This is a genomic window from Sphingomonas sp. GC_Shp_5, assembly GCF_026540855.1.
GTDB lineage: Bacteria > Pseudomonadota > Alphaproteobacteria > Sphingomonadales > Sphingomonadaceae > Sphingomonas.
The window spans coordinates 93751-102909 of record NZ_JALNUP010000011.1 but is presented as its reverse complement, the minus strand read 5'-3'; the positions used below and the strand labels follow the sequence as shown (position 1 = coordinate 102909).

Sequence of the window (9159 nt, the reverse complement as noted above, 5' to 3'; positions counted from 1 at the left end):
ATTTGTCACTAGGTGGAGGTAAGGGCTCAGCCCTGGACCTCGACCATGTGCTGCACCTTGCGGATCATCCCGCGGACCTCGGGGCTGTCCTCCAGCTCCGAGACCTTGTGCATCTTGTTGAGGCCGAGCCCGATCAGCGTTGCGCGCTGATCCTTGGTGCGGCGGATCGGCGAACCGGTCTGCTTGATCTTGATCGTTGCCATGTCCGGTTACTCCGCGATCGCTTCGGCCTGCGCCTCGGCAACGTCCTTGTCGGCGCCACCGCGGCCGAGCAGGTCGGCGATCTTCTTGCCGCGACGCTGCGCGACGGCCTTGGGCGAGGTCTGCTCGCCAAGGGCCTCGAACGTGGCGCGGATCATGTTGTACGGGTTGGACGTGCCGACCGACTTGGTCACCACATCGGCAACGCCGAGCGATTCGAAGATGGCGCGCATCGGGCCACCCGCGATGATGCCGGTGCCCTGCGGCGCCGCGCGAAGCGTCACGCGGCCGGCACCGAAGTGGCCGTTACCGTCATGATGCAGCGTACGCCCCTCGCGGAGCGGGATGCGGATCATCGCCTTCTTGGCAGCTGCCGTCGCCTTGGAGATGGCTTCCGGCACTTCGCGTGCCTTGCCATGACCAAAGCCGACCCGGCCCTTGCCGTCGCCCACGACGACCAGCGCCGCGAAGCCAAAGCGCTTGCCGCCCTTCACCGTCTTCGAGACGCGGTTGATGTGAACCAGCTTCTCGATCAGCTCTTCGCCGCCATCGTCGCTGCCGGGACGGCCGCCACGATTGTCGCGACCGCGGTTACCGTCACGGCCACCGCCACGGTTGCCACCGGGACCGCCGCCCGGGCCGCCACGGCCACGACCACCGCGGGGACCGCGGTTGCCGCCACCAGGACCGCCACCGAAGCCGCCCTGCTGCTGACCCTGTGCCGGAGCGTCCGCCTGCGGCGCACCCTCGGCCTGGGCCGGCTGAATGTTGTTCTCGTCAGCCATTCTTAGAACTCCAATCCGGCTTCACGGGCGGCCTCGGCCAGCGCCTTGACACGGCCGTGGAACAGGAAGCCACCGCGGTCGAACACGACCTGGGTGACGCCGGCTGCCTTGGCAGCCTCGGCGACGCGCTTGCCGACATCGGTCGCTGCCGAGATGTTGGCGCCCGACTGGCCACGCACGTCCTTCTCCAGGGTGGAGGCCGACGCGACGGTGGTGCCCGCCACGTCGTCGATCACCTGGGCGTAGATGTGCTTGCCCGAGCGGTGCACCGACAACCGCGGACGGGTGCCGGCACGAGCCTTCAGCGCGGTACGATTGCGGCGGCGCCGCTTTGCGAAAAGAGAGAGACCCTTGGTCATTACTTCTTCTTCCCTTCCTTACGGAAGATGAACTCGCCGTCGTACTTGATGCCCTTACCCTTGTACGGCTCGGGCTTGCGCCACTGGCGAATCTCGGCAGCGAGCTGACCGACCTTCTGCTTGTCCGCGCCGCTGATCTCGACGGTGGTGTTGTCGGGCGTCTTCACCTCGAGGCCTTCCGGCACGTCGATGTTGACGTCGTGGCTGTAGCCGAGCTGCAGCTTCAGGGTCTTGCCCTGGGCCGCGGCGCGATAGCCGACGCCGGTGATGAGCAGCTTCTTGGAGAAGCCGTCAGTGACGCCGGTCACCAGGTTGGCGACCATCGTGCGCTGCATGCCCCAGAACGCGCGAGCCCGCTTGGTGTCATTGGCCGGCTGCACCGAGATGCCGCCGTCCTCGAGCGTGTAGCTGATCTCTTCGCGCAGCGGCATCGTCAGGGTGCCCTTGGGCCCCTTCACGCTGATCTGCTTGTCCTGGATCGTCGGGGTCACGCCGGCCGGAACCGGGATGACCTTCTTGCCAATGCGGCTCATCAGAACACCTCTGCGAGAACTTCGCCGCCAACATTCTGCTCACGCGCTTCCGCGTCGGACAGAACGCCACGTGGCGTCGAGACGATGGTGATGCCGAGGCCGTTGCGGACGCGGGGAAGTTCCTGCGAACCGGAATAGACGCGGCGGCCGGGCTTCGAGACGCGGGCGACGTGCTTGATCGCCGGCTGGCCCTCGAAATACTTCAGCTCGATGCGGACGCCGGCGGCCGGGCCCATCTGTTCGTCGCTGTAGCCACGGATATAGCCTTCGCGCTGCAGAACGTCGAGCACGCGGATGCGCAGCTTCGACGCCGGCGAGAGGACGGAGTCCTTCTTCGCGCGCTGGCCGTTGCGGATGCGGGTGAGCAAATCACCCAGGGGATCGGTCACTGCCATGATCTAATCCTTACCAGCTCGACTTGGTGACGCCGGGGATCAGGCCCTTGTTGGCCAGATCACGCAGCATGACGCGAGCAAGACGGAACTTGCGGTAGTAGGCGCGCGGGCGGCCCGTCAGCTCGCACCGGTTGCGGATGCGGGTGGGGTTCGCGTTGCGCGGCAGCTCTGCCATCTTGAGGCGCGCGATCAGGCGCTCGCCTTCGTCCAGGCTCTCGTCGTTAGCCTGGGCCTTGAGCTTCGCAAACTTGCCGGCGTATTGCTTCACCAGCTTCTTGCGCTTCTCGTTCTTGTTGATCGAACTCAGTTTCGCCATGGACTTAAGCTCTCTTCCTTATGTCCCGTCGCCCCGGCTTGCACCGGGACGACGATGAGGGGCACGCTGTTAAGCGGCCTGCTTCTGCTCTTCAGCCTCAGGCTGAGGGAACGGGAAACCGAACAGACGGAGCAGCTCGCGCGCCTCGTCGTCGGTCTTTGCGGTGGTGGTCACGATCACATCCATGCCGCGAACCTTGTCGATGCGGTCATAGTTGATTTCCGGGAACACGATCTGCTCCTTGATGCCGCAGGCATAGTTGCCGCGACCATCGAAGGACTTCGGGTTCAGACCACGAAAATCGCGCACGCGCGGGAGCGCGATGGTGATGAAGCGGTCGAGGAACTCGTACATGCGCTCGCGGCGCAGGGTGACCTTCACGCCGATCGGCATGCCCTCACGCAGCTTGAACTGCGCGATCGACTTCTTGGCCTTGGTGATCACCGGCTTCTGGCCTGCGATCAGCTCCATCTCGGAAGCGGCCTGGTCGACACGCTTCTTGTCCTGGGTGGCTTCGCCGACGCCCATGTTCAGCACGATCTTGTCGAGCCGGGGAATCTCGTTGACGTTCTTGTAGCCGAACTTCTCGGTCATCGCCTTGATGATCGAGTCCTCGTACATCGTCTTCATGCGGGGCTTGATATCAGCCATCGATCTTGTCCCCCGTCTTCACGGCCACGCGGACCTTCTTGCCGTCCTGCGTCTCGAAACGAACGCGGGTGGGCTTGCCGTCGGCGGTCACGTGAGCAACCTTCGAGATGTGCAGCGGGGCTTCGATCTTCTCGAGACCGCCCTGCGGGTTCGCCTGGGTCGGCTTCTTGTGACGAGTGGCGATGTTGACGCCCTCGACCACGACCTTGCCGTCCTTGGGCATGGCGAACGAGACCGTGCCGGTCTTGCCCTTGTCCTTGCCCGACAAGACGACGACGCGGTCGCCCTTCTTGATCCGTGCGGCAGCCATTACAGCACCTCAGGGGCGAGAGAGATGATCTTCATGTGCTTCTTGCCACGCAGCTCGCGCACGACCGGGCCGAAGATACGGGTGCCGATCGGCTCCTCGTTCTTGTTGACCAGGACGGCAGCGTTGCTGTCGAAGCGGATGGTCGAGCCATCGGCACGGTGAATGTCCTTGGCGGTGCGGACGATGACGGCGCGGTGAACGTCGCCCTTCTTCACGCGGCCGCGCGGCTGCGCTTCCTTGATGGAGACGACGATGATGTCGCCGACACCTGCAACACGACGCTTGGAACCGCCAAGCACCTTGATGCACTGAACCCGCTTCGCGCCGCTGTTGTCAGCGACGTCGAGATTGGACTGCATCTGGATCATGGATCCTGCTTCCTTCTCTACATGGGGTGGATACCGACCCAACCCCGCCTAAAAATAACGACCCCCGGCGCAGGCGAACCTGCACCAGGGGGAGCGGCCCCATAGCCACTCCACGGAAAGGACGCAAGGCCCCTTCCCTTTCATACCCGTCGTCCCGGCCTCAGCCAGGATGACGATTATGCGTCGACGTCGACCCGCTCGGGCGTCGCATGGGTGTTAACCCGGTCGAGCACCTTCCACGTCTTCAGCTTGGACATCGGTGCGATCTCTTCGATCCGCACGGTCTCGCCCTGCTTGAACTCGTTGCTCTCGTCATGAGCATGATACTTCTTCGAGCGACGGATGATCTTGCCGTAGAGCGGGTGCTTCACCTTACGCTCGACGTTGACCACTACCGTCTTGTCGCCCTTGTCGGAGACGATCAGCCCGGTCAGCACGCGCTTAGGCATGTGCTACTTCCTTACTTGGCAGCCGCAGCGCGGGTGCGCTGAGCCTGCAGGGTCTTGATGCGGGCGATGTCGCGACGGACTTCGCGGACGCGGCTCGGCTTCTCGAGCTGGTTCGTCGCCGCCTGGAAGCGGAGGTTGAACTGCTCACGCTTGAGCTGGCCGAGATTCTCGCTCAGCTGATCGTCGCTCTGGCCGGTGAAATCGGTGGTGGCCATGTTACTCGCCTCCGAGGTGCGAGGTGTCGCCCAGGCGGGCAACGACCTTGGTCTTGATCGGGAGCTTCATCGCAGCGCGCTCAAAGGCCTCGGCGGCAGTCTTGCCGTCGACACCGTCGAGTTCGAACAGGATGCGGCCCGGCTTGACGCGGGCTGCCCAGAACTCCGGCGAACCCTTGCCCGAGCCCATGCGGACTTCGGCGGGCTTGGACGAGACCGGCACGTCCGGGAAGATGCGGATCCACAAGCGGCCCTGACGGCGCATGTGGCGGGTGATCGCGCGGCGAGCCGCCTCGATCTGGCGCGCGGTGAGCCGATCCGGCTCCATGGCCTTGAGGCCATAGGAACCGAAGTTCAGCGTCGTGCCACCCTTGGCGTCGCCATGGATCCGGCCCTTGAACGCCTTGCGGAACTTGGTGCGTTTTGGTTGCAGCATGTTCTAGTCCTTATCGGCGATCGTCGCGCGCAGGGCGCACGCCGGAGGTCTGGGCCTCCATCATCAGCCGGTCCTGCGCCATCGGGTCGTGGCCAAGGATCTCGCCCTTGAACACCCAGACCTTGACGCCGCACACGCCATAGGACGTGTGCGCGGTGGCTTCGGCATAGTCGATGTTCGCCCGGAGCGTGTGCAGCGGCACCCGACCCTCACGATAGCTCTCGGCGCGCGCGATTTCGGCGCCGCCGAGGCGGCCGCCGCAGGCGACGCGGATGCCGTCGGCACCCAGACGCATCGCCGACTGCACCGCACGCTTCATGGCGCGGCGGAAGGCGATACGACGCTCGAGCTGATCGGCAATGCCCTGCGCGACGAGCTTGGCATCGATCTCGGGCTTGCGGATCTCGACGATGTTCAGCGACACGTCGGACTTGGTCATCGCGCCGATCGTCTTGCGCAGCTTCTCGATGTCCGAGCCCTTCTTGCCGATGATCACACCGGGACGGGCAGCGAAGATCGAGATGCGGCACAGCTTGGCCGGACGCTCGATGACGACCTTGGAGATCGCCGCCTGGGGCAGCGCCTTCATGATGAACTGGCGGATCTTGAGATCCTCCAGCAGCAGCTGGCCGTATTCGGCGCCTTCGGCGAACCAGCGGCTGTCCCAGGTCCGATTGATCTGGAGCCGCATGCCGATGGGGTTGCTCTTGTGACCCATTATGCTTCTTCCTGCTCGCGCACGACGATGCGCAGACGGCTGAACGGCTTCAGGATGCGGGTGGACTTGCCACGGCCGCGGGTCGCGAAGCGCTTCATGGTGATCGACTTGCCGACCGAGGCCTCGGCGACGACGAGCGCGTCGACGTCGAGGTTGTGGTTGTTCTCGGCATTGGCGATCGCCGAGGCGAGCACCTTGCGGGCGTCAACCGCCATCGCCTTCGTCGAGAAGGAGAGGATGTTGAGCGCGTCGCCGACCTTCTTGCCGCGGATCAGCGCGGCGACGAGGCCGAGCTTCTGCGCGGAGCCGCGGATCTGCGTGCCGACCGACAGCGCTTCCTTGTCACCGACCTTGCGGGGGGATGCTGGCTTGCTCATCAGCGCTTGCCCTTCTTATCGGCGGCGTGACCCGGGAAGTAGCGCGTCGGCGCAAACTCACCCAGCTTCATGCCGACCATGTCTTCGTTGACCGACACCGGCACGAACTTGCGACCGTTGTAGACGTTGAAGGTAAGGCCCACGAACGACGGCAGGATCGTCGAGCGCCGCGACCAGGTCTTGATCGGCGAGCGTGCGTTGGTGTCCTGAGCCGTCTCGGCCTTCTTCAGAAGGCTCAGTTCGACGAACGGGCCCTTCCAGACTGAACGAGCCATGTTAGCCCTTCCTCTTGGTCGAATGACGCGACCGGATGATCATCTTGTCGGTCGACTTATTGTGACGGGTGCGCGCACCCTTGGTCGGCTTGCCCCATGGCGTGACCGGATGACGGCCACCCGAGGTCCGGCCTTCACCACCGCCGTGCGGATGGTCGACCGGGTTCTTGGCGACGCCGCGGGTCAGCGGACGGATGCCCATCCAGCGCGAGCGGCCAGCCTTGCCGAGGTTCTGGTTCTGGTTGTCGGGGTTCGAGACCGCGCCCACCGTCGCCATGCACTCGCCGTGGATGTAGCGCTGCTCGCCCGAATTGAGGCGAACGATCACCATGCCGCGATCACGACCGACGACCTGCACATAGGTGCCGGCCGAACGGGCGATCTGGCCACCCTTCATCGGCTTCATCTCCACGTTGTGGACGATGGTGCCGACCGGCATCTGGCCGAGCTCCATGGCGTTGCCCGGCTTCACGTCGGTGCGCTTGGCCGCGATCACCTTGTCGCCGACGCCGAGGCGCTGGGGAGCGATGATATAGGCCTGCTCGCCGTCGGCGTAGCTGATCAGCGCGATGAACGCGGTACGATTGGGATCGTACTCGAGCCGCTCGACCGTGCCTTCGGCATCCCACTTGCGACGCTTGAAGTCGATGTAACGATACTTCTGCTTGTGGCCGCCCGCGATGCCGCGGCTGGTCACATGGCCCTTGTTGTTGCGGCCACCGGTCTTGTGCTTGCCCTCGGTGAGCGCCTTGACGGGCTTGCCCTTCCAGAGCGATGACTTGTCGACGAGGACCAGGCCGCGGCGGGCCGGGCTCGTCGGGTTATATTGCTTGAGTGCCATTAGCCCTGGACTCCCGTCGTCACGTCGATGGACTCGCCGTCCTTCAGGGTGACAATCGCCTTCTTCACGTCAGACTTGGTGTAGGGCACGCCCTTCCACTTCTTCGTCTTGCCCTTCTGGACGATCGTGTTGACGCCCGTCACGGAGACGTTGAACAAAGCCTCGACCGCCGCCTTGATCTGCGGCTTCGTGGCGTCGTTGGCGACGCGGAACACGACGGCGTTCTGCTCGGAGAGCAGGGTCGCCTTCTCGGTGATGTGCGGCGCGAGCACCACGTCATAATGACGGATGTCGATCGCCTTCTGCTGCTTAGCCATTGAAGCGAGCCTCCAGCTTTTCGACCGCCGCGCGGGTCAGCACCAGCGTGTCATGCTTCAGGATGTCGTAGACATTGGCACCGGCAGCCGGGAGGATGTTGACCTCGCGGAGGTTGCCGGCGGCCAGGGCGAACGAGTTCTCGACGGCGTCGCCATCGATCACCAGCGCGGTCTTGCCGAAGCCGAGCTTGGCGAGGTCGCCCTTGAGCGTCTGGGTCTTGCCACCCTCGACGGTCAGGCTGTCCATGATGATCAGCGAGCCGGCCTTGGCATGGCTCGACAGAGCCATCTTGAGACCGAGTGCGCGGATCTTCTTGTTCAGACCCGGATTGAAATCGCGGACGCGGGCGCCGTGAGCCTTACCACCGCCGATGAAGACGGGAGCGCGGCGATCGCCGTGACGGGCGGTACCGCCGCCCTTCTGGCGACCGAACTTCTTGCCGGTGCGGGCGACGTCGGCGCGCTCACGCGTGCCGCGAGCCGTCTCGCGACGCTTCTCGAGCTGCCAGGTCACCACACGGTGCAGGATGTCAGCGCGCGGATCGAGGCCGAAGACCTCGTCGTTGAGCTCGACTTCCGCGCCGGCGGTGCCGGAGAAGGACTTGGGAACGATCTTCATGTCTTAGCCCTCCTGGCCGGAAGCGGGGCCGTCGGCCGCGGGCGGAACGCTGCCCGGATCGACTTCACCAGCGCCAGCGGCGTTGGCGGCTTCGACGCCGGCCTGAACCTCTTCGGCGCTCGGCAGCGGCGGAATGTCGTGCACTGCGCCCTCTTCGACCGCAGCGATGTGGATTTCCTCGTCATGCGCGGCAGCGCGCAGACCGGCAGGGTAGGGCGCATCGGCGTGCGGACCGACCTTGACGGCGTCCTTGACGAACAGCCAACCGCCCTTCGAGCCGGGCACCGAGCCCTTGACGAAGATCAGGCCGCGAGCCGCGTCGGTGGAGACCACCTCGAGGTTCTGCTGCGTGCGATACTTGTCACCCATGTGACCGGCCATCTTCTTGTTCTTGAAGACGCGGCCCGGATCCTGACGCTGACCGGTCGAACCGAGCGAGCGGTGCGAGACGGAGACGCCGTGGGTGGCGCGCAGACCGCCGAAGTTCCAGCGCTTCATGCCGCCGGCAAAGCCCTTACCCTGGGTACGACCCTGGATATCGACCAGCTGGCCGGCAACATAGTGATCGGCCGAGAGCTCGGCGCCGACGTCGAGGAGATTGTCCTCGGTCACGCGGAACTCATGGACAACCGCCTTGGGCTCGACTTCGGCCTTGCCGAAGTGGCCGCGCTGCGGCTTGGCGACGTTCTTCGCCTTGGCAACGCCAGCACCGAGCTGAACGGCCGTGTAACCATCGATATTCTGTTCGCGGCGGGAAACGACCTGCAACGCCTCGAGCTGCAGAACGGTGACCGGCACGTGCCGACCGTCGTCCTGGAACAGGCGGGTCATCCCCATCTTCTTCGCGATCACGCCGGTACGCATGACCTACACTCCTCACAGAGGCACCGCAGGACCATTCCTACGGTGCGTGTCAGCCCGGAAATGCGAAGCGTGCCCCCGTCCCGGGCTGGTGTCCTTACTGGTATAAGAACAGACGGGAGACGCTGCCCTG

At 64.8% G+C, this 9159-nt stretch carries 19 protein-coding genes; all 19 read right to left on the bottom strand.

Features of this window, described 5'->3' with window-relative positions:
• Positions 1 to 26: 26 nt before the first annotated feature.
• The gene (rpmD, locus tag OXR60_RS10855; protein ID WP_017979476.1) at positions 27 to 203 is read right to left on the bottom strand and encodes a 50S ribosomal protein L30; all 177 of its coding nucleotides are present in this window, start codon (positions 201 to 203) and stop codon (positions 27 to 29) included.
• A gap of 6 nt (positions 204 to 209) precedes the next feature.
• Positions 210 to 986, bottom strand: coding sequence for a 30S ribosomal protein S5 (gene rpsE / locus OXR60_RS10850; RefSeq protein ID WP_267395909.1), 777 nt, complete (start codon positions 984 to 986; stop codon positions 210 to 212).
• Positions 987 to 988: 2 nt separating this feature from the next.
• Positions 989 to 1345 carry a 50S ribosomal protein L18 gene (rplR, locus tag OXR60_RS10845; RefSeq protein WP_267395908.1) on the bottom strand — a complete coding sequence of 119 codons (357 nt, stop codon included), beginning with the start codon at positions 1343 to 1345 and terminating at the stop codon, positions 989 to 991.
• Complete coding sequence (rplF, locus tag OXR60_RS10840; protein WP_267395907.1) at positions 1345 to 1878, bottom strand: 50S ribosomal protein L6; 534 nt, start codon at positions 1876 to 1878, stop codon at positions 1345 to 1347. The genes rplR and rplF overlap by 1 nt, the downstream gene beginning before the upstream one ends.
• On the bottom strand, positions 1878 to 2273 hold the full coding sequence (gene rpsH / locus OXR60_RS10835; RefSeq protein ID WP_037534152.1) for a 30S ribosomal protein S8: 396 nt from the start codon (positions 2271 to 2273) through the stop codon (positions 1878 to 1880). Before rpsH ends, rplF begins: the two co-directional genes overlap by 1 nt.
• Before the next feature lie 10 nt (positions 2274 to 2283).
• Positions 2284 to 2589, bottom strand: a complete 306-nt coding sequence (gene rpsN / locus OXR60_RS10830; RefSeq protein ID WP_267395906.1) for a 30S ribosomal protein S14 — start codon at positions 2587 to 2589, stop codon at positions 2284 to 2286.
• A gap of 69 nt (positions 2590 to 2658) precedes the next feature.
• Complete coding sequence (gene rplE, locus OXR60_RS10825) at positions 2659 to 3240, bottom strand: 50S ribosomal protein L5 (RefSeq protein ID WP_267395905.1); 582 nt, start codon at positions 3238 to 3240, stop codon at positions 2659 to 2661.
• Positions 3233 to 3550: a 50S ribosomal protein L24 gene (gene rplX / locus OXR60_RS10820; protein ID WP_267395904.1), complete on the bottom strand. Its 318-nt coding sequence runs from the start codon at positions 3548 to 3550 to the stop codon at positions 3233 to 3235. Before rplX ends, rplE begins: the two co-directional genes overlap by 8 nt.
• Entirely contained in the window at positions 3550 to 3918 is a 369-nt protein-coding gene (rplN, locus tag OXR60_RS10815) for a 50S ribosomal protein L14 (RefSeq protein ID WP_174291909.1), read from the bottom strand. Before rplN ends, rplX begins: the two co-directional genes overlap by 1 nt.
• 176 nt (positions 3919 to 4094) lie before the next feature.
• Positions 4095 to 4367: a 30S ribosomal protein S17 gene (gene rpsQ / locus OXR60_RS10810; RefSeq protein ID WP_267395903.1), complete on the bottom strand. Its 273-nt coding sequence runs from the start codon at positions 4365 to 4367 to the stop codon at positions 4095 to 4097.
• Between the two features lie 11 nt (positions 4368 to 4378).
• Entirely contained in the window at positions 4379 to 4582 is a 204-nt protein-coding gene (gene rpmC / locus OXR60_RS10805; protein ID WP_267395902.1) for a 50S ribosomal protein L29, read from the bottom strand.
• Position 4583: 1 nt separating this feature from the next.
• Entirely contained in the window at positions 4584 to 5018 is a 435-nt protein-coding gene (gene rplP, locus OXR60_RS10800; RefSeq protein WP_267395901.1) for a 50S ribosomal protein L16, read from the bottom strand.
• Between the two features lie 10 nt (positions 5019 to 5028).
• A complete protein-coding gene (rpsC, locus tag OXR60_RS10795; protein ID WP_267395900.1) occupies positions 5029 to 5736 on the bottom strand; it encodes a 30S ribosomal protein S3 in 708 nt (235 codons plus the stop codon).
• Positions 5736 to 6113, bottom strand: a complete 378-nt coding sequence (gene rplV / locus OXR60_RS10790) for a 50S ribosomal protein L22 (RefSeq protein WP_267395899.1) — start codon at positions 6111 to 6113, stop codon at positions 5736 to 5738. Before rplV ends, rpsC begins: the two co-directional genes overlap by 1 nt.
• A complete protein-coding gene (gene rpsS / locus OXR60_RS10785; protein WP_230629374.1) occupies positions 6113 to 6388 on the bottom strand; it encodes a 30S ribosomal protein S19 in 276 nt (91 codons plus the stop codon). The genes rplV and rpsS overlap by 1 nt, the downstream gene beginning before the upstream one ends.
• A gap of 1 nt (position 6389) precedes the next feature.
• On the bottom strand, positions 6390 to 7229 hold the full coding sequence (gene rplB, locus OXR60_RS10780) for a 50S ribosomal protein L2 (protein WP_267395898.1): 840 nt from the start codon (positions 7227 to 7229) through the stop codon (positions 6390 to 6392).
• Entirely contained in the window at positions 7229 to 7546 is a 318-nt protein-coding gene (locus OXR60_RS10775; RefSeq protein ID WP_267395897.1) for a 50S ribosomal protein L23, read from the bottom strand. The genes rplB and OXR60_RS10775 overlap by 1 nt, the downstream gene beginning before the upstream one ends.
• Complete coding sequence (gene rplD, locus OXR60_RS10770; protein ID WP_267395896.1) at positions 7539 to 8165, bottom strand: 50S ribosomal protein L4; 627 nt, start codon at positions 8163 to 8165, stop codon at positions 7539 to 7541. The genes OXR60_RS10775 and rplD overlap by 8 nt, the downstream gene beginning before the upstream one ends.
• A 3-nt stretch (positions 8166 to 8168) precedes the next feature.
• Positions 8169 to 9029 (bottom strand): 50S ribosomal protein L3, encoded by an 861-nt coding sequence (gene rplC, locus OXR60_RS10765; protein ID WP_267395895.1) that lies wholly within the window; start codon positions 9027 to 9029, stop codon positions 8169 to 8171.
• Positions 9030 to 9159: the final 130 nt, after the last annotated feature.

Coding starts and splice junctions, on each gene's coding strand:
- rplF (WP_267395907.1), bottom strand. CDS start 1,878: ATGAGCCGCATTGGCAAGAAGGTCATCCCGGTTCCGGCCGGCGTGACC.
- rplB (WP_267395898.1), bottom strand. CDS start 7,229: ATGGCACTCAAGCAATATAACCCGACGAGCCCGGCCCGCCGCGGCCTG.
- rpsE (WP_267395909.1), bottom strand. CDS start 986: ATGGCTGACGAGAACAACATTCAGCCGGCCCAGGCCGAGGGTGCGCCG.
- rplR (WP_267395908.1), bottom strand. CDS start 1,345: ATGACCAAGGGTCTCTCTCTTTTCGCAAAGCGGCGCCGCCGCAATCGT.
- rplN (WP_174291909.1), bottom strand. CDS start 3,918: ATGATCCAGATGCAGTCCAATCTCGACGTCGCTGACAACAGCGGCGCG.
- rpsC (WP_267395900.1), bottom strand. CDS start 5,736: ATGGGTCACAAGAGCAACCCCATCGGCATGCGGCTCCAGATCAATCGG.
- rpsQ (WP_267395903.1), bottom strand. CDS start 4,367: ATGCCTAAGCGCGTGCTGACCGGGCTGATCGTCTCCGACAAGGGCGAC.
- rplV (WP_267395899.1), bottom strand. CDS start 6,113: ATGAGCAAGCCAGCATCCCCCCGCAAGGTCGGTGACAAGGAAGCGCTG.
- rpsS (WP_230629374.1), bottom strand. CDS start 6,388: ATGGCTCGTTCAGTCTGGAAGGGCCCGTTCGTCGAACTGAGCCTTCTG.
- rpsH (WP_037534152.1), bottom strand. CDS start 2,273: ATGGCAGTGACCGATCCCCTGGGTGATTTGCTCACCCGCATCCGCAAC.
- rplC (WP_267395895.1), bottom strand. CDS start 9,029: ATGCGTACCGGCGTGATCGCGAAGAAGATGGGGATGACCCGCCTGTTC.
- rpmC (WP_267395902.1), bottom strand. CDS start 4,582: ATGGCCACCACCGATTTCACCGGCCAGAGCGACGATCAGCTGAGCGAG.
- rpmD (WP_017979476.1), bottom strand. CDS start 203: ATGGCAACGATCAAGATCAAGCAGACCGGTTCGCCGATCCGCCGCACC.
- OXR60_RS10775 (WP_267395897.1), bottom strand. CDS start 7,546: ATGGCTAAGCAGCAGAAGGCGATCGACATCCGTCATTATGACGTGGTG.
- rplP (WP_267395901.1), bottom strand. CDS start 5,018: ATGCTGCAACCAAAACGCACCAAGTTCCGCAAGGCGTTCAAGGGCCGG.
- rplX (WP_267395904.1), bottom strand. CDS start 3,550: ATGGCTGCCGCACGGATCAAGAAGGGCGACCGCGTCGTCGTCTTGTCG.
- rplE (WP_267395905.1), bottom strand. CDS start 3,240: ATGGCTGATATCAAGCCCCGCATGAAGACGATGTACGAGGACTCGATC.
- rpsN (WP_267395906.1), bottom strand. CDS start 2,589: ATGGCGAAACTGAGTTCGATCAACAAGAACGAGAAGCGCAAGAAGCTG.
- rplD (WP_267395896.1), bottom strand. CDS start 8,165: ATGAAGATCGTTCCCAAGTCCTTCTCCGGCACCGCCGGCGCGGAAGTC.